General features: G+C 69.7%; 13 protein-coding genes. 10 read left to right on the forward strand and 3 right to left on the reverse strand.

The features are described 5' to 3' along the window. The first annotated feature begins 72 nt into the window (after positions 1-72). The 4 genes from JL101_RS07105 (at position 73) to nadC (ending at position 4487) form a co-directional block, all read left to right on the forward strand. Positions 73-837 carry a hypothetical protein gene (locus tag JL101_RS07105; RefSeq protein WP_203101153.1) on the forward strand — a complete coding sequence of 255 codons (765 nt, stop codon included), beginning with the start codon at positions 73-75 and terminating at the stop codon, positions 835-837. Positions 838-996: 159 nt separating this feature from the next. Beyond that, positions 997-2004, forward strand: coding sequence for a quinolinate synthase NadA (gene nadA / locus JL101_RS07110; RefSeq protein WP_203101159.1), 1008 nt, complete (start codon positions 997-999; stop codon positions 2002-2004). A gap of 16 nt (positions 2005-2020) precedes the next feature. Then, entirely contained in the window at positions 2021-3673 is a 1653-nt protein-coding gene (locus tag JL101_RS07115) for an L-aspartate oxidase (RefSeq protein ID WP_203101168.1), read from the forward strand. Further along, positions 3651-4487 (forward strand): carboxylating nicotinate-nucleotide diphosphorylase, encoded by an 837-nt coding sequence (gene nadC, locus JL101_RS07120; RefSeq protein ID WP_203101170.1) that lies wholly within the window; start codon positions 3651-3653, stop codon positions 4485-4487. Before JL101_RS07115 ends, nadC begins: the two co-directional genes overlap by 23 nt. Before the next feature lie 51 nt (positions 4488-4538). Here the strand turns inward: nadC and JL101_RS07125 are convergent, their stop codons facing one another. After that, positions 4539-6983, reverse strand: coding sequence for a Tex family protein (locus tag JL101_RS07125; RefSeq protein WP_203101172.1), 2445 nt, complete (start codon positions 6981-6983; stop codon positions 4539-4541). Between the two features lie 508 nt (positions 6984-7491). Between JL101_RS07125 and hyfB the strand changes: the two genes are divergently transcribed. The 6 genes from hyfB to JL101_RS07155 are packed head-to-tail and all read left to right on the forward strand — an operon-like array spanning position 7492 to position 14630. Then, on the forward strand, positions 7492-9501 hold the full coding sequence (hyfB, locus tag JL101_RS07130; RefSeq protein ID WP_228435329.1) for a hydrogenase 4 subunit B: 2010 nt from the start codon (positions 7492-7494) through the stop codon (positions 9499-9501). Further along, on the forward strand, positions 9498-10463 hold the full coding sequence (locus JL101_RS07135; RefSeq protein ID WP_203101174.1) for a respiratory chain complex I subunit 1 family protein: 966 nt from the start codon (positions 9498-9500) through the stop codon (positions 10461-10463). The genes hyfB and JL101_RS07135 overlap by 4 nt, the downstream gene beginning before the upstream one ends. A 9-nt stretch (positions 10464-10472) precedes the next feature. Next, positions 10473-11135: a hydrogenase-4 component E gene (locus tag JL101_RS07140; RefSeq protein ID WP_203101176.1), complete on the forward strand. Its 663-nt coding sequence runs from the start codon at positions 10473-10475 to the stop codon at positions 11133-11135. Then, positions 11132-12580, forward strand: coding sequence for a hydrogenase 4 subunit F (locus JL101_RS07145; protein WP_228435330.1), 1449 nt, complete (start codon positions 11132-11134; stop codon positions 12578-12580). The genes JL101_RS07140 and JL101_RS07145 overlap by 4 nt, the downstream gene beginning before the upstream one ends. Positions 12581-12596: 16 nt before the next feature. Next, positions 12597-14105 carry a hydrogenase large subunit gene (locus JL101_RS07150; RefSeq protein ID WP_203101178.1) on the forward strand — a complete coding sequence of 503 codons (1509 nt, stop codon included), beginning with the start codon at positions 12597-12599 and terminating at the stop codon, positions 14103-14105. Positions 14106-14114: 9 nt separating this feature from the next. Then, a complete protein-coding gene (locus JL101_RS07155) occupies positions 14115-14630 on the forward strand; it encodes an NADH-quinone oxidoreductase subunit B family protein (protein ID WP_203101180.1) in 516 nt (171 codons plus the stop codon). Positions 14631-14632: 2 nt separating this feature from the next. Here JL101_RS07155 and JL101_RS07160 read toward each other — a convergent pair whose 3' ends face one another. Both JL101_RS07160 and JL101_RS07165 read right to left on the reverse strand, forming a co-directional pair. Further along, positions 14633-15166 (reverse strand): hypothetical protein, encoded by a 534-nt coding sequence (locus JL101_RS07160; protein WP_203101182.1) that lies wholly within the window; start codon positions 15164-15166, stop codon positions 14633-14635. Positions 15167-15171: 5 nt separating this feature from the next. Next, positions 15172-17739 (reverse strand): ankyrin repeat domain-containing protein, encoded by a 2568-nt coding sequence (locus JL101_RS07165; RefSeq protein ID WP_203101184.1) that lies wholly within the window; start codon positions 17737-17739, stop codon positions 15172-15174. Between the last annotated feature and the right edge of the window lie 193 nt (positions 17740-17932).

The following is a 17932-nucleotide window of genomic DNA, read 5'->3' on the forward strand; positions in this document are numbered from 1 at the left end:
CGATTTCGGGTAAGTTTTGTTGCGATGCAGCATAAGCCGCAGATGGCTTGACCGTAGCACGCAGGGCCGCCCATGCCACCGTCCCCCATCCTTCCCGACCTCGACCGTCCGTTCCCGCTCTACCGCGTCGTCATCGCCGGCGTTTTCCTCCTGGTGCTTCTGATCGTCGCCACGATCGGCTCCATGGCGCCTGCCGGCGAAGCCTCGGACCATGGCCGCTTGGCCGGGGTGCTCGACCCCGACCTGCGGGGCAAGCTGGAACGGTACGCCGAAAGCATGTCGGCCCCGCGGCCCCTGATCGAGGTTGAGACCCCGGACGGCCGCTACAAGACGGACAGTTGCGCCGGGTTCGTGGCCTTCTCCAGCCGTGACGGGCGCGGCAAGGCCCTGATGGAGCATCCGCTCGCCTCCGCCTACGAGGATTGCACCGTGATGCGGATCCTGCACAATGCCCGCCAGCCGGAGGAGCACGTGGCGCCGCTGGGCGGTCTCGGCCATGCCGTGTTCAGCCGCCTGGACCCCGCGACCCTCCAGGAGATGGCGCCGGCCTGGGCCGGCAAGGCGGCAAGGCTGTCCGGCATCGCCGCCGACCGGACCGAGGTGGACGGCCGCCGGATCGAACTGGCCCGCGGCAAAAGTGCCTGGGCGATGGAGATCGTCGCATCGGTCGATGTCGCCGGTCCGCCGGTGGAGGATCTGGTCGTCCGGATCAGCCGGGATGGCAGGACCGCCGGCTTCATGGTGCTGATGACCCGCAACGACGGCAGCCTCACCGCCCTGCCGCTGGACGTCTTCGTGGTCGGCGGCGGCCTGGCGATGGCGCAGGCCGCCTACTGAACCCATTCTCCCTCCGGGCAGGCGGCCGCTTCGGCGGTCGCCTGTCTTTTGCGCCCAAATATACTCACATAGAGCATTACGTAATATACTCATTGAGATTATAAATACGATATGCTCATCTGGAGCAGAAAAGCCATCCTGGAGAACTGGAGCCAAGCCATGTCCGCAGCCGCCCAACTCGCCTATACGCCCGACGTCGCCGAGGCCACCGCGCCGATCTTCGAGCGCCTGAGTCGCGTCGTTCCCGCGGTCGAGTGGCCGTTCCATGCGCCGCTGGTCCATGCCATCAATACCCTGAAGCGGGAGCGCAACGCCGTCGTCCTGGCGCACAACTACCAGACGCCGGAGATCTTCCACGGCGTGGCGGACATCGTCGGCGACAGCCTTGCCCTGGCGCGGCAGGCGGCCTCCGTGGACGCCGACGTCATCGTCATGGCCGGCGTGCACTTCATGGCGGAGACGGCGAAGCTGCTGAATCCGGGCAAGTTGGTCCTGATGCCCGACATGTCGGCCGGATGCTCGCTGGCCGACAGCATCACCGGGGCCGACATCCGCCTGCTGAGGCAGAAATATCCCGGCGTCCCGGTCGTCACCTACGTGAACACCTCGGCCGAGGTGAAGGCCGAGTCCGACATCTGCTGCACCTCCGGTAACGCGGTGCAGGTGGTGGAGAGCCTGGGCGTCGACCGCGTGCTGTTCCTGCCGGACGAATATCTCGCCAAATACGTGGCCTCCCAGACCAGGGTCGAGATCATCGCCTGGAAGGGCCACTGCGAGGTCCACGAGCGCTTCACCGGCGACCAACTCCGCGAGTACCGGGCGCGGTTCGACGGGCTGACCATCATCGCCCATCCGGAATGCCCGCCCGACGTGCTGGAAGCCGCCGACTTCGTCGGCTCCACCGCCCATATGATCGACTATGTCGGGAAGCGGCGCCCGGCCCGGGTCCTGATGGTCACGGAATGCTCCATGAGCGACAACGTCGCGGCCGGCCTGCCGGACGTGGAGTTCATTCGTCCCTGCAACCTGTGCCCGCACATGAAGCGCATCACCCTGTCGAACATCCTGGAAAGCCTCACCTCGCTGGAGCCGCGGGTCGAGATCGACCCCGCCGTCGCCGGCCGCGCGCGCCTCGCGGTCGAGCGCATGATCGCCGTCGGCCGGTGAGGGGGAGCGTTCCGCCATGGCAAGCATCCGCGATGCCGGGACGGTGGTGGTCGGTTCCGGCCTGGCCGGGCTGACCGCCGCCCTGCGCCTCTCCCCCCGGCCGGTCACGCTGCTGACGAAGACCGGCCAACTGGCCGGCGGGTCGAGCCCCTATGCCCAAGGCGGCATCGCAGCGGCGATCGGCCCGGGTGACGATCCCGACGAGCATGCCGCCGACACCATGATGGCAGGGGCCGGCATCACCGACGCGCTGATGGCCCGCCTGCTCGCCGCCGAGGGGGCAGATCAGGTGCGCCGCCTGCTGGCGTCCGGCATGCCGTTCGACCGGGCGGCGGACGGGACGCCGAGGCTCGGCCGGGAGGCGGCCCACGGCCGCGCCCGGATCGTCCATGCCGGCGGCGACGCGACCGGGCGCGTCGTGGTCGACGAGTTGGCGGCCCGGGTCCGGCGGACGCCGTCGGTCGCCGTCATGACCCGGGCCTTCGCCCACGAACTCGTCGTCCGCGACGGGCGGGTCCAGGGCGTGCTCGCCTGTCACGCGGAGGAGGGCTGGGTCCTCCATCGCGCTGAAAACGTGGTGCTGGCGACCGGGGGCATCGGAAGCGTCTATCTGCACACCACCAACCCGGTCGAGAATACCGGCGACGGGCTCGCCATGGCCGCGCGGGCCGGGGCGCGGCTCGGCGACCTGGAGTTCGTGCAGTTCCACCCCACGGCGCTCGCCGTCGGGGACGGCTCCGGCCGGCCGCTGCCGCTGCTGACCGAGGCCCTGCGCGGGGCGGGGGCCGTGCTGCTCGACGGAGCCGGCCGGCGCTTCATGGTGGCCGAGCACCCCGACGCCGAACTGGCACCGCGCGACATCGTCGCCCGCGCGGTCTGGCGCCGCATCGCCGCGGGCGAGCGGGTCACCCTTGACCTGCGCGCCGTGCTGGATCGCGAGCCGGACCATTTCCCGACCGTGCTGGGCCTGTGCGCCGAAGCCGGGCTCGATCCCGGGCGCGAGCCGGTCCCGGTCGCGCCGGCCGCCCACTACCACATGGGCGGCGTGGCGACCGACGTGGCGGGCAGGACCAGCATCGCGGGTCTCCATGCCTGCGGCGAAACCGCCGATACCGGAGTCCACGGGGCGAACCGGCTGGCCAGCAACTCGCTGCTGGAGGCGCTCGTGTTCGGGGACCGGGTCGCGCGGTCCATTTCGGCCACCCGTCCGGGCAGGCCGCCTCCGCCGGTCGCGGTGCCCTCGCTTCCCGAGGTTCCCGGCGGGTCCGAGGCCGCTCTCGCCCTGCTGCGCCACCGCCTGCGGTGCACGATGTACGACCGGGTCGGCCTGTCCCGCGATGCCGCGGGGCTGGCCGATGGGCTCGCCCGTATCCGCGATCTCCAGGCGGAGTTCGACCGGATCTCCGGCGGTCCGGCCGGTTTCGAGGAGACCGTCGCCTGGGGCGAGATGAGGAACCTGCTGCTGGTCGCCCGCTTGGTCACCCATGCGGCGAGCCTGCGGCAGGAAAGCCGGGGCGCCCATTTCCGCGCCGACTTCCCCCAGGCTTCCGAGGCGCTCCGGCGCCGGAGCTTCCTCACCCTGGCCGATCTCGGCCGGTTCGACGCTCTCCAGCCTGATTGCCGCCAGCCCCCGAAGGAGGCCCGCCATGCCGTACCCGCTGGTCTATGAACCCCTCGTCCGGGCCGCCCTGCTGGAGGACCTGGGGCGTGCCGGAGACCTGACGACCGATACCGTGGTCCCGGCCGAGGCGACCGCACGCGCCCGGCTGGTCGCCCGCCGTCCCGGCCGGGTCGCCGGACTGACGGTTTCCCTCTCCGCCTTCAGCCTGCTCGATCCTGGCCTGTCGGTGGAAGTCCAGGCGCCCGACGGCAGCGACGTGCTGCCGGGTGACACGCTGGCCGTGGTCGCCGGGGCGGCGCGTCCGATCCTGTCGGCCGAACGCACGGCGCTGAACCTGCTCGGCCGGATGTGCGGCATCGCGACGGCCACGCGCTCGCTGGTCCAGGCGGTCGAAGGATGCAAGGCGCGGATCACCTGCACGCGGAAGACGACGCCCGGATTGCGGGCGCTGGAGAAGGAGGCCGTCCGCCAGGGCGGCGGAAGCAACCACCGCTTCGGGCTGGATGACGCCGTCCTGATCAAGGACAACCATCTGGTCGCCGCCGGCGGCATCCGGGCCGCCGTGGCCCGGGCCCGTGCCGGGCTCGGCCACATGGTCAAGATCGAGGTGGAGGTGGATACGCTGGCGCAACTCGCGGAACTGCTGCCGCTGGGCGTCGACGCGGTGCTGCTCGACAACATGACCCCGGGACAGCTGCGCGAGGCGGTGCGGATGGTGGAGGGCCGCATGCTGACCGAGGCTTCCGGCAACATCAATGCCGATACGGTCCGCGCCGTGGCGGAAACCGGGGTCGACATGATCTCGGTCGGCTGGCTGACCCACAGCGTCACCAACTTCGACGTCGGCCTCGACTTCGACTGAGACTGAGTCCGGGGGCCGGGGCGGAGTTCCGGAGGGAACCCCGCCTGCGCTTCACTGCTTCTGCTTGGCAGCCTGGGCCCGGGCGAAGGCTTCGGCCAGGGCGCCGCCGAGGGCGGGACCGGCCGACATGACCGCCGGCTCGCGCTGCGGGCGCTTCTCCGTCCGGTCGGGACGCTTGCCGCCACCGCCGGCACCGCCGCCGTTCGGGCCGCCATGGGCCGGCCGCCGCTCCCGCGGCTGGTCGCTCCGCTTCTGGCCCTGGGCCGGCCGGGACTCGGGCGGACGCTCCGTCCGTTCGGTCCGTTCCGGGCGGCCCGCCGGCTTCGCCGCCGGTTCCTCCAGACGCATGGTCAGCGCGATGCGCTTCCGCTTGAGGTCGACCTCCAGGACCTTGACCTTCACCACGTCGCCCGCCTTGACCACCGTGTGGGGGTCCTTGACGAACTTGTTGGCGAGCTGGGAGATATGGACGAGGCCGTCCTGGTGGACCCCGATATCGACGAAGGCGCCGAACGCCGTCACGTTGGTCACGGCGCCTTCCAGCACCATGCCCGGCTCCAGGTCCTTCAGCTCGTTGACGCCCTCCTTGAAGACGGCGGCGCGGAACTCCGGACGCGGGTCGCGGCCGGGCTTCTCCAGCTCGGCGATGATGTCCTTCACGGTCGGCAGGCCGAACTTGTCGTCGGTGAACTCCTCCGGGCTGAGCGAGCGCAGGAACGGCGCGTCGCCGATCAGCTGGTTCAGCGGCTTGCCGGCCTGGGCGAGGATGCGCTCGACCACCGGATAGGCCTCGGGGTGGACGGCGGAGGCGTCCAGCGGATCGTCGCCGTTGGCGATGCGCAGGAAGCCGGCGGCCTGCTCGAACGCCTTCGGCCCAAGGCGGGCCACGTCGTTCAGCTGCTTGCGCGTGCGGAAGGCGCCGTTGCGATCCCGGAACTCGACGATGTTGCGGGCCACGCTCTCCGACAGGCCGGAGACCCGGGCCAGCAGCGGCACCGAGGCGGTGTTGAGGTCGACGCCGACCGCGTTCACGCAGTCCTCGACCACGGCGTCCAGGCTGCGGGCCAGCTTGGAGGCGCCGACGTCATGCTGGTACTGCCCGACGCCGATCGACTTCGGCTCGATCTTGACCAGTTCGGCCAACGGGTCCTGGAGCCGGCGGGCGATCGACACGGCACCGCGCAGCGACACGTCGAGGTTGGGGAATTCCAGCGCCGCCACTTCGGAGGCCGAGTAGACCGAGGCGCCGGCTTCGGAGACGACCAGCTTGGAGAGGTTCAGCTCCGGATGGCGCTTCATCAGGTCGGTGACCAGCTTGTCGGTCTCGCGGCTGGCGGTGCCGTTGCCGATGCTGACCAGCTCGATCTTGTGGCGGATCGCCAGGGCGGCCAGCACGGCGATGGAGCCGTCCCAGTCGTTCTTCGGCTGGTGCGGATAGACCGTCGTCGTCTCCACCACCTTGCCGGTGGCGTCCACGACGGCGACCTTGACGCCCGTCCGGATGCCCGGGTCGAGCCCGATGGTCGCGCGCGGGCCGGCGGGTGCCGCCAGCAGCAGGTCGTGCAGGTTGCGGGCGAAGACGCGGATCGCGTCGTCCTCCGCCCGGTCGCGCAGGTCGCCCAGCAGGTCCAACTCGACATGCAGGCCGATCTTGGTCTTCCAGGCCCAGCGCACCGTCTCCAGCAGCCATTTGTCGGCCGCGCGGCCGGCGTCCTGGATGCCGAGGTGGCGGGCGATCATGGCCTCGCAGGGGTGCTGAAGGTCGGTCGCGGGGTCGCCGACCTCGATCTTGAGGTCCAGCACGCCCTGGGTCCGACCGCGGAACATCGCGAGCGCCCGGTGGGACGGGATCTGCTTCAACGGTTCCGAGAATTCGAAATAGTCGGAGAACTTCGCCCCTTCGTCGCGCTTCGCCTCGACCACGCCGGAGACGACGCGGCCCTGCTCCGCGACATAGGCGCGCAGCCGGCCGACCAGCTCGGCATCCTCGCCGAACCGCTCCACCAGGATGTGGCGCGCACCTTCCAGCGCCGACTTGACGTCGGGCACGCCCTTCTCGAGATCGACGAAGGCGGTCGCCGCGGCTTCCGGCGCCACGACCGGGTTCTCCAGCAGGCCCAGCGCCAGCGGCTCCAGGCCGGCCTCGCGGGCGATCATGGCCTTGGTGCGGCGCTTCGGCCGGTAGGGCAGGTAGAGGTCTTCAAGCCGGGTCTTGGTATCGGCTTCCTCAAGCTGGGCCTTCAACTCGTCCGTGAGCTTGCCCTGCTCGGCGACGCTGGACAGGATCGCCGCCCGGCGCTCCTCCAGCTCGCGCAGATAGCGCAGGCGCTCTTCCAGGGTTCGGAGCTGGGTGTCGTCGAGACCGCCCGTGGCTTCCTTGCGGTACCGCGCGATGAACGGGACGGTGGAGCCTTCGTCCAGCAGCGCGATGGCTGCGTCGACCTGGGCTTCCCGGGCTGAGAGTTCGTCTGCGATACGTTTGCTGATGCTGATCATGTGGCGAAGGCACGGCTGCAGTGAAAACCGAAGGTCGGGTGCCACCCCCTATACCCTGTAGAGGCGGCCCAAGGCTAGGGACCTTATCCAGCCCAAGGCATATCCGGGTCTTGGTTAACGGCACATTAACCTTGTGTGGAATGAATTCATGCGCGGGATGATCCTGCGGGGATCGGCTGTGGCCCTTCCCGGAGCGAGTCCTGCGGCAAACTCGACAACCCCCGTCTTCGGGGCCGGGATTTAACCGATTCTTGACCGGAACGGCGCGATCCTGACGTCACGAACGCACGGTGGTGCGTTTCCTCCCTGACTGAAAACCTCCGGCCCGCGCGTCAGCGGGGGCCGGCCTTTTCGTGCCTCCGGCCCCGGCACGCTTTGTCGCACCCCCGATATCCCGACCGGCCGAAGGGATGTTTGCCTCCGGGGCGCGACCGCATGTTATAAGTCTCGCGCTCATCCGAATACCCCCGGTGGTTTCAATCCATGCTTTCTCAGGCGGTTCCCGGTCTTGGCGTCCATTAGTCTGTGCATCGCGGCCATGCTGCTCCTGGGCATCGTGGGAATGGCGCGGTCCTGGCTGGGTCGTGCCCACGAGGTCGTCCATGGCGGCATGGCGCTGGTCTGCGGCGCCGCGGCGCTGACGGTGCTGGTCCGCCTTGCCGGTGACGGGACGGACGTGGAAATCCTGGCCCTGCCGGTCGGGCTGCCCTGGCTGCGCGCGAACCTGCGCCTCGACGCGCTTTCCGCCGTGTTCCTGCTGGCGGTGAACCTGGTCGGCTGCCTGTCCGCCGTGTTCGGCTGGAGCTATGCCCGGCACGAGGCGGAGCCGGGCCGCGTGCTGCCTTTCTTCCCCCTGTTCATCGCCGGGATGAACCTCGTGCTGGTCGCGGACGACGCCTTCGTCTTCCTGATGGCCTGGGAGTTCATGTCCCTGTCGTCCTGGCTGCTCGTCCTGGCGAGTCACCGGGAGGAGGAGACGCGCCGCGCCGCCTATGTCTATCTGGTGATGGCCAGCTTCGGCACGGCCTGCCTGCTGCTCGCGTTCGGCATCCTGGCCGGGCAGGCCGGCGGCTACGGCTTCGAGGCGATCCGCGCCCATCCGCCGGGGGCGGTGCCGGCCAGCGTCGCTGCCCTGCTGGTGCTCCTGGGCGCCGGGTCGAAGGCCGGCCTCGTTCCCCTCCATGTCTGGTTGCCGCTGGCCCATCCGGCGGCGCCGAGCCACATCTCCGCGCTGATGAGCGGAGTCATGACCAAGGTCGCGATCTACGGCCTGATCCGCGTGCTGTTCGATCTGGTCGGGGAACCGCTGTGGTGGTGGGGCGCCGTGCTGGCGGTGCTGGGCGCGGTCACCGCCGTGGCCGGCGTGCTCTACGCGCTGATGCAGGACGACGTGAAGAAGCTGCTGGCCTATTCGACGGTCGAGAATATCGGCGTCATCGTGATCGGGCTGGGGCTGGCGCTGGTCTTCAAGTCCTCCGGGGTGCCGGCGCTGGCCGCGCTGGCCATGACCGCCGCCATGCTGCACGTGCTGAACCACGGGCTGTTCAAGTCCATCCTGTTCTTCGGCGCCGGCGCGGTGCTGACCGCGACGGGGGAGCGCGACCTCGACCGGCTCGGCGGACTGATCCACCGCATGCCGGCGACGGCGCTGTTCTGCCTCGTCGGGGCGGCCGCGATCTCCGCCCTGCCGCCGCTCAACGGTTTCGTGGCGGAGTGGATGCTGTTCCAGGCGGTGCTGAACGGCCCGCTGCTCGAACAGTGGGAACTGAAGATCGGCTTCGCGGTGATCGGCGCGCTGCTGGCCCTGTCCGCGGCGCTGGCCGCCGCCTGTTTCGTGCGCTTCTACGGCATCGCCTTCCTGGGCCGCGCCCGCTCGCCGGGGGCCGCGCAGGCGCGCGAAGTGGATGCCGTCATGCTGTCTGCGATCGCGGTGCCCGCCGTGCTGTGCGTCGTGGTCGGGGTTTTGCCGAAACTGGCCATCGCGATGATCGAGCCGGCCAACCGGCTGACCACCGGCGAGGGCATGTTCGACGCCGGCGGGCACGGAGGCTGGGTCTGGCTGGCGCCGGCCAGCGCCTTCGGCAACAGCTACAGCGGCTTCATGATGTTCATGACCATCCTGATCCTGACCATCCTGGCCGTCTTCATGATCCACCGCTACGCCTCCAACCGGGTGCGCCGCTCGATCCCGTGGGCCTGCGGCTTCACCGATCCGGCGCCGCTCGGCCAGTATTCGGCCAGCAGCTTCGCCCAGCCGCTGCGGCGGGTCTTCGCCGGCCAGATCTTCGGCGCGCGCGAGACCGTCGATATGCCGGCACCGGGCGAGACGCGGCCCGCGCGCTTCACCCTGGAGATGCGCGACCCCGCGTGGGACAGGCTGTTCACGCCCGTGGTCCGGCTGGTCGGCTGGCTGGCGGACCGCATCGACGGCCTGCAGTTCCTGACCATCCGACAGTACCTGTCGCTGATGTTCTTCGCCCTGGTGCTGCTGCTGGTCATGGTGGCGGTGTCGCAATGATCTTCGTCCAGGCGCTGCTCGCCGGAATTTTCCAGGTCGTCCAGATGCTCCTGGTGCTGGCCCTCGCCCCGGGGCTGACCGGCCTGGTGCGCGTCCTCAAGGCCCGTCTGCTCGGTCGCCGCGGGCCGCCGCTGGTCCAGCCCTACCGCGACCTGTCGAGGCTGCTGCGGAAGGACGTCGTCCTGGCGGAGAACGCGTCCTGGCTGTTCCGGGTGACGCCCTACCTGGTATTCACCGCGATCTGGCTGGCGGCGGCACTGGTGCCGACCTTCACCACGGCCCTGGCCCTGACCGCGACCGCCGACTTGATAGCCCTGGTCGCCCTGCTGGCGAGCGCACGGTTCTTCCTGGCGCTGGCCGGGATGGACGTGGGGACGAGTTTCGGCGGATTGGGGTCGTCGCGCGAGATGATGATCGCGACGCTGGCCGAGCCGGCCATGCTGATGGTGATCTTCTCCATCGCGATCCTGGTGCGGACCACGTCGCTCTCGCTGATCGTGGATTTCATGCTGGCGGGAGGCGTCGGGCTGCGGGTCTCCCTGGGGCTGGCCCTGATCTCCCTTCTGATGGTCGCGATCGCCGAGAACGCCCGGATCCCCGTGGACAATCCCGCGACCCACCTGGAACTGACCATGGTCCACGAGGCCATGGTGCTGGAATATTCCGGCCGGCACCTGGCCCTGATCGAGGCCGCCAGCATGCTGAAGCTGGTGCTCTACATGGCGCTGATCGCCTGCATCTTCCTCCCCTGGGGGATTTCCGAACCGGGGGAGGGGCCGCTCGACCTCGCGATCGGGCTGGTGACGTTCGTGCTGAAGCTGGCGTCCGGCGCGGTCCTGCTGGCGCTGTTCGAGACCGGCGTCGCCAAGATGCGCGTCTTCCGATATGGCGAGTTCCTCGGCGGTGCGCTGCTGCTCAGCCTGCTGGGCGCCATCTTCCTCTATGTTTCGACCGGATTGTGAGGCGCCGGCATGCCCGGGATCCATTATGACATAGCCCATATGCTCGGCGCGGTCGTGCTTCTGATGAGCTTCGCGCTGCTCTATCAGCGCCGGCTGTTCGCGATCATCCAGGCGTTCGCCCTGCAATCGGTGGTGCTGGCGGCAGCGGCCGCATGGCAGGGCTACATCCAGGACGCCCCCCACCTCTACATCACGGCGCTCCTGGCGCTGAGCATGAAGGCGATCGCGATCCCTGTGGCGCTGCACCGCGTGATCGACCGGCTGAACATACGCCGGACGGTCGATACCGCGCTGGGCGTAGGGCCGACCATGATCGCGGGCGTCAGCCTCGTGACGCTGTCGATCCTGCTCGTCCTGCCGGTCACCGCCGACGTGACGGCGCTGACCCGCGAGGACCTCGCCCTGGCGCTGTCGGTGGTCCTGCTGGGGCTGCTGACCATGATCACCCGGCGCAACGCGATCGGGCAGGTCGTGGGCTTCATGTCGCTGGAGAACGGGCTGATCCTGGCCGCCATCGGCGTCGAGGGAATGCCCCTGATCGTCGAGATGCTGGTTGCCTTCGCGGTGATGGTCGCCTTCATCATCTTCGGCATCTTCTTCTTCCATATCCGGGAGCGGTTCGACACCCTCGACCTGCACACCTTGGAGAATTTCCGCGGTGAGCGCCGGTGATCGAGCTTCCGGTCAATCCAGTCCACGTCATCCTGGCGCTGCCGTTCCTGGCGGGACTCGTCCTGGCCGCCGTGGCGGACCACAAGTTGGCGTCCCGGCTGAACTCGCTCGCCTCCGGACTGACCCTCGTCGCGTCGCTCAGCCTGTTCGCCGACCGGCCGGAAAGCACGGCGCTGTTCCTGGTCGACGATTTCAACATCTACCTGGTGGCCCTGACGGCCTTCGTCGGTTTCACTACGGCCCTGTTCAGCGCCACCTACATCGAGTACGAGATCGGGACGGGACGGTTGAGCCCGCTGTTCGTCCGCTTCTACCACGCCATGTACCAGGCCTTCGTCTTCACGATGCTGCTGGCCCTGCTCGCCAACAATCTGGGCGTGCTGTGGGTGGCGGTCGAGGGGGCGACCCTGACCACCGTCCTGATGGTCAGCCTGTACCGGACGCCGGAGGCGATCGAGGCGGCTTGGAAATACTTCATCCTGTGCGGCGTCGGCATCGCGCTCGCCCTGTTCGGCACGATCCTGATCTTCCTGGCCGCCCGGCCGGTGATGGGCGGCGGCATGCCCGCGATGACCTGGTCGGCGCTGATGCTGGAGATCCACCGGGTCAGCCCGGACCTGCTCAACCTCGCCTTCGTCTTCATCCTGATCGGCTACGGCACCAAGGTGGGGCTGGCGCCCCTGCATGCCTGGCTGCCCGACGCCCATGCGGAGGGGCCGACGCCGATCTCCGCCGTGCTGTCCGGGCTGCTGCTGAACGTGGCGCTCTACGCGGTGCTGCGCTTCAAGATGCTGATGACGGCGAACGGGCAGTCGCTGGCGCCCGGGCCGCTGATGATGGTCATGGGACTGGCCTCGCTGCTGCTGGCCGCCTTCATGCTGTACCGCCGGCGGGACATCAAACGGCTGTTCGCCTACAGCTCGATCGAGCATATGGGGATCATAACCTTCGCCTTCGGGTTCGGCGGTCCGATCGCGAACTTCGCCGGGCTGCTGCACATGACGATGCACAGCCTGACCAAGTCGGCGATTTTCGTCGCCGTGGGCCTGGCGACCCAGGTGAAGGGCACCCAGCAGATCTCCGAGATCCGGGGACTGACCGCGAGCCACCCGGTGATCGGCTGGGGGCTGGTCGCCGGCGTGCTGGCGATCGCCGGGCTGCCGCCGTTCGGCATCTTCCTCAGCGAGTTCCTGCTGGTGACCACCGTCTTCGCCCAGGAGCCGTTCCTGGCCCTGCCGCTGGTCGCCGGCATCGTCGTCGCCTTCGGCGCGCTGATCCTGCGGCTGCAGTCGCTGGCCTTCGGCGAGCCGACCGGATCGACGGCGCCGGCGGCGTCCAGCGCGTTCCCGATGGCGCTTCATCTGGTCCTGGTGCTGGTCGCGGGGGTCTGGCTGCCCGAGCCGCTGGTCGAGTGGTTCCAGGCCGTCGCCCGGCTGCTCGGCTGAGGGGAGGGAGGACCGCATGCTCGACCATCTCGACTCGATCGGGACCCGCGCCGGGAACCACCGGCCGTTCCCGCGCTTCGACCTGGACCGCGAAGCCTGGAGCGCGCTGGTCGCGACCCTGGCGGACCAGCCGGACTGGTCCCTGGTGGGGCTCTGGGCGGATACCGGCGTCGTGCACATGGCCTTGCGCGACGAGGGTCCGGGGACGCTCGCCGTGGTTTCGCTGGCCTGTCCGGAGGGACGGTTCCCGTCGGTCGGCGGAGCCCGGCCCGGAGCGATCCGGCTGGAGCGCGCGGCACAGGACCTGTTCGGCGTCACGGCCGAGTCGCTGGTGGATCCGCGTCCCTGGCTGGACCATGACTCCTGGCCGATCCGGCTGCCGCTCTCTGCGGACCCGCCCGATCCGCTGGGCCATCCCGAACCCTATCCCTTCCTGCCGGTCGAGGGGCCGGGCCTGCACCAGATCCCGGTCGGACCCGTCCATGCCGGCATCATCGAGCCGGGCCATTTCCGCTTCACCTGCAACGGCGAGACGGTGGTCCGGTTGGAGCAGCGGCTGGGCTATGTCCACAAGGGGACCGAATGGCTGATGGGCGGTCGCTCGGTCGCCGAGGTCGCCAAGCTCTCGGCCCGGGTGTCGGGCGACAGCACGGTCGCGCACTCCTATGCCTTCGCGCGGGCCGTCGAGTCGGCCACGGGCGCCACGGTTCCGGCGCGGGCGGTCTGGCTGCGGGCGCTGATGGCCGAACTGGAGCGGCTCGCCAACCATCTCGGCGACATCGGGGCGATCTGCAACGACGCCGCCTTCGCCTACATGCTGGCGGAGTGCGGGCAGTTGCGGGAGAAGGTGCTGAGGGCGGCCGACGCCTGCTTCGGCCACCGCCTCATGATGGACCGGGTGATCCCGGGCGGGGTGGCGGTCGATCTGGCGGAGGACGGAAGACAGGCATTGTCGAGGCTGGTGGCCGACCTGCGGGAGGCCTTTCCGCCCCTGATCCATACCTACGACGCGAAGGCCTCGCTCCAGGACCGGACGGTCTCGACCGGGCGCGTGGCGAAAGACCTGGTCCGCCGGTTCGGTGCCGGGGGCCATGTCGGGCGGGCGTCCGGCCGGGCGCACGACGCCCGGCGCAGCCCCGGCTACGCGCCCTACGGCGAGCTGGAGTTCGACGTGCCCGTGTTCATCGACGGCGACGTCAACGCCCGGGTCTGGATCCGGATCCGCGAGGTCGAGGCGAGCCTGGGCCTGGTTTCCCAGATCCTCGACCGCCTGCCGGAAGGGCCGGTCCACGCGCCGGTTCCCGCCGCCGCGGGGCAGGGAATGGCGCTGGTGGAGAGCTTCCGGGGCGAGATCATGACCTGGGTCGCGGTGCGCGAGGACGGCATCGTCACCCGGTGCCATCCGCGCGACCCGTCCTGGTTCCAGTGGCCGCTGCTGGAGGCAGCGATCGAGGGCAACATCGTCGCCGACTTCCCGCTGTGCAACAAGAGCTTCAACTGTTCCTATTCGGGGCACGACCTGTAGGACGACGCCATGCTGAAGACAATCGCCCGGAACCTGCTCCGCGGGCCCGTCACGATGAAGGGGCCGGCTCCCGCCGAGGACGGCATCGAGGAGCTGGCGGGCCGCCTGGACCGGGCGTCCCGGACGCGGCTGGGCCGGAGCCTGTCGATCCGCCAGGTGGACGCCGGGTCGTGCAACGGCTGCGAACTGGAGATCCACGCGCTCAACAATGTGATCTACGACCTGGAGCGCTTCGGGATGCGATTCGTCGCCTCCCCCCGGCATGCGGACGTGCTGATGGTGACCGGACCGGTGACCGCCAACATGCGGGACGCCCTGTTCCGCACCTGGGATGCCACGCCCGATCCGAAATGGGTCGTCGCGGTCGGCGGATGCGCCCTGGACGGCGGCCTCTTCAAGGGCAGCTACGGTATCGTGGGAGGGGTCGGCGCGGTGGTTCCGGTCGACCTGCACATCCCCGGCTGCCCGCCGCGCCCGATCGACCTGCTCGCCGGCCTGGTGGCCCTGGTGGAGGCCGCGAGGTAACCTTACGAGCCCTTGGTCAGCGGGAACAGGGTGAAGGTCAGGTCCCGGATGAACCGGTCCATGCGGTCGGGCTTCGAGGCATCCTCCGCCTCGATCGTGCCGATGGCGCCGGTCAGCGGGCGTCCGCCCCGGCAATAGGCGGCCCGCACGGTCACGTCCTCGTCGAAGGGCTGCGACGGCGGGATCTGGGCGGCGCAGAGTTCCGCGTCGACCACCTGGTTCACCGGGTTGAACACCATCACGACCTTGTACAGGTCCTGGCCGCCGGGGCCAGCGTCCTGGGCGAACTTCAGGCTGGCGCCGACCTGGACGCGGTTCATCGAGGCCAGGACCTGGCTCGCGAACTGTGCCGCGCCGACGTCGCTCGGATTGCCGTAGATCAGGGTGGTCAGCGTGGCGTTCCGGCCGCCGGCATAGCCCAGCTCGTCCGGATTGTAGGCGGGGTCGACCTGGGTCTGGGTGACCCGGCCGTAATCCTCGCACCCGGCCAGCGCGAATAGCGCCGCCAGGGCGGCGCCGATGCGATGCAGTTTCATGATGATCAGTTCAGTTGTCCGACTTGGTTGTCGAGGGCGGAACGCCGCGAACTCGCCTGGGGATCGAAGGAGTTCAGCAGGTCGACCACCGCGCGATGGCCGCCTTCCTGCGCGTAGCTCAGCGCATTGCGGCCGTGGATGCTGGTGGTGCCGATATTGGCGCCGTTCTCCAGCAGGATGCGGACGGTTTCGACCTGCCCGCGCGACGCGGCGGCCATCAGGGCGGTCTTGCCCTCCACGTTCATGGAGTTGACCGAACCGCCGGCCTGGATCAGGGCACGCACGATGGCGTTGTTGCCGATCGAGGCGGCATACATCAGGGCTGTGCCCCCGTTGCGGCTGCGCGCGTTGGGAGCGGCACCGGCACTGAGCAGCCGGCGGACGGCCTGGGCGTTGCCCTGTTCCGACGCGAGCATCAGGGCGGTCTTGCCGTCGGGCAGTTCGTAGTCGATGTCGCGGCCGGCCTGGATGACCGCCTCCAGCACCGCGGGCTGCTGGAAGGCCTGGAGCATGTCCTCGCGGGTCACGAAACGGTTGGGTGCCGCCGGCGGCAGGTCTGAGGCGGCACCGGCACGCTCCGCCCCCTCGTCATAGTCCGGCGGCAGGCGCAGGATCTGGTCGGGGGCCGGCTGCGGCGGGGCGGCTGCGGTCCCGGCGGCCGGCGTCGCCGGCTGGGAGGCGGCTTCCGCGGCGACGGCGGCCTGCCGCTTGGCGTCCAACTCCCGGAGATGCGCCTGCAGGGTCTGGTCGGTCGGGTCGACCGTCAGGCCGCGGCGATAGAAGCTGGCCGCGTTGTCGAACTGCCCCCGCTCCTCAGCGGTGGCACCCCAGCGCCGGTAGGTGTCCTTGATGGTCGCCAGGATCGTCGCCGCGCGGGGATCCTGCGGGGCGATCTGGACGATCTGCTGATAGACCTCGAAGGCGTTGCCGCCCGGCGGCGTGGTCAGCAGCCGCTGCTCGACATACCTGTTCGCCTGGTTCACCAGATCGGTGACGCGCTGCTCGTTGGCGGCTTCGGCGGAGAGGGCCGGTGCCGGCGCAGGCGGTGCCGGGGGCGTCGCCGCGGCAGGTTCCGGTTCGGGCTCGGGCGCCGGGAGCGGAGGTGCCGCCGCGGTCGGCGGCTGGGCCGGCTGGGCAACCGGGGGAGGTGCCACCGGGACGGGCGGCCGGGATTCCCAATCCGTCTCCGGTGTCAGGGCGGCGGTTTCGGAGGGCGGCGGCTCGGAACTCCAGGGGACTTGGTCGCCGGTCGCCCGGGCATAGAGGCGCTGGACGGCCTGGGGCTCCAGCAGCGCCGCGGCGATACCCGCCCCGGCCAGCAGGGCCACCACGCTCGCGGCGACCTGCGGCCAGCGTCTGCGCCGGTAGGCCAGTTCCGGACGCTCGTGCGCGTATGCCGATGCGCTCAGCGGAGCGGCCGCGCTGCGGCGCAATGGGGGAGGCGTCCGCTGTTCGGTCTCGTCCCAAGGGGGATAAGCGTCGCGGACCGGCTCCGACCTGCGGGCGGAGGGCCGGTGGACCGGGATCGGAGCCTCTTCCGCCTCGTACGGCGGGGGCGGCTGGACGGGATGACGGGGGGCGCGGCCGAACGGGTCTGGCGGCGGAGCGGCGCGCGGCGGCGTGGGCGGCGCCGGCGTGAACTGGGTCGGCGCGAATTGGGGCGGAGCGGGCGGCGGGGGAGACGGCCGGATGCGGGCGACCGGTTCCTGCACCTCCGTCTGGATCCGACCCGCCGGCTGGACGGGCTGAAGTTCATGGGCCGGCTGCAGGCCGAGGTCCCGCGCCACCTGCTCGACCCGGGCGCGCGTGATCGTCCGCTCGCCGGCACGGGAGGCGCCGCTCACGGCGACGTCCGCCAGCGTGTTGACCAGTTGCAGCAGGCCGCCGGAATAGTGGGCGATGGCCTCGATCGCCGCCGGTTCGAAGATGTCGTCCCTGATCGCGCCGGCGGCGCCGAGGCGCTCCTGGATATAGGACTCGACCTGATCCCGTTCCAGCGGCGGCAGATGGTACGTCACGCCGAGGCGGCGTATGGTGTCTTCCAGGCCGGGTTCCGCCAGCATGCGCTCCAGGTCGGGCGTGCCGGCCAGCAGCACCTGCAGGAAGCGGCCGGTCTCGGTGTCCGATGCCGCCATCTCGACCAGGTCGTACAGCACGCCGACATCGAGTTCCTGCGCCTCGTCCACGATCAGGACGCCGGTGCCAGCCTCCTCCAGCCGCTGCTCGAGGCGCTCGATCAAGGCGTCCATGTCGGACAGGGGCTTGCCGCCGTTCTCGTCCAGGAACAGTTCGCCGCCGGCCTGCTGGATCAGGTCCTCCACCGTCATGCCAGGCCTGGCGGCGATCGCCAGCACCATCGTGCCTTCCGATTCAAGCTGATCCAGCAGGGCCTGCAGCAGGGTCGTCTTGCCCGACCCGGTCTCTCCATAGAGAGCCATGACCCGGCGCCGAGCCACCACGGCAAGGGTGAAGCCGTTGAAAGCTTCCTCATGCTCCTGCGACGCGTAGGTGAAACGCGTGGCGGGCGTAATCGTGAATGGCTCTTCGCGAAGACCGAAGCGGTTATTGATCATGGCATGTTCTATCAAAAGGATTACCCAACGCCGCCCGGTACCGGAATTTCGCAGGCGGAGTACCTTCGGTTCTCATGTGTTGAGCCTCGGCACTCTATCAACCCTGGTACCATTCACGAACGCAAAAAACGGATGAATGATCCGCGTCCATCGGAGTTGCCCGCTATCGTCCCGCGTATCCCCTAATCGCATC

The sequence above is a fragment of the Skermanella rosea genome (genome assembly GCF_016806835.2).
In the GTDB taxonomy this organism is placed as follows: Bacteria; Pseudomonadota; Alphaproteobacteria; order Azospirillales; family Azospirillaceae; genus Skermanella; species Skermanella rosea.

Excerpts from the sequence above, each read along its gene's own strand:
- JL101_RS07105 (WP_203101153.1), top strand. The coding sequence starts at position 73 with ATGCCACCGTCCCCCATCCTTCCCGACCTCGACCGTCCGTTCCCGCTC.
- nadA (WP_203101159.1), top strand. The coding sequence starts at position 997 with ATGTCCGCAGCCGCCCAACTCGCCTATACGCCCGACGTCGCCGAGGCC.
- JL101_RS07115 (WP_203101168.1), top strand. The coding sequence starts at position 2,021 with ATGGCAAGCATCCGCGATGCCGGGACGGTGGTGGTCGGTTCCGGCCTG.
- nadC (WP_203101170.1), top strand. The coding sequence starts at position 3,651 with ATGCCGTACCCGCTGGTCTATGAACCCCTCGTCCGGGCCGCCCTGCTG.
- JL101_RS07125 (WP_203101172.1), bottom strand. The coding sequence starts at position 6,983 with ATGATCAGCATCAGCAAACGTATCGCAGACGAACTCTCAGCCCGGGAA.
- JL101_RS07135 (WP_203101174.1), top strand. The coding sequence starts at position 9,498 with ATGATCTTCGTCCAGGCGCTGCTCGCCGGAATTTTCCAGGTCGTCCAG.
- JL101_RS07140 (WP_203101176.1), top strand. The coding sequence starts at position 10,473 with ATGCCCGGGATCCATTATGACATAGCCCATATGCTCGGCGCGGTCGTG.
- JL101_RS07150 (WP_203101178.1), top strand. The coding sequence starts at position 12,597 with ATGCTCGACCATCTCGACTCGATCGGGACCCGCGCCGGGAACCACCGG.
- JL101_RS07155 (WP_203101180.1), top strand. The coding sequence starts at position 14,115 with ATGCTGAAGACAATCGCCCGGAACCTGCTCCGCGGGCCCGTCACGATG.
- JL101_RS07160 (WP_203101182.1), bottom strand. The coding sequence starts at position 15,166 with ATGAAACTGCATCGCATCGGCGCCGCCCTGGCGGCGCTATTCGCGCTG.
- JL101_RS07165 (WP_203101184.1), bottom strand. The coding sequence starts at position 17,739 with ATGATCAATAACCGCTTCGGTCTTCGCGAAGAGCCATTCACGATTACG.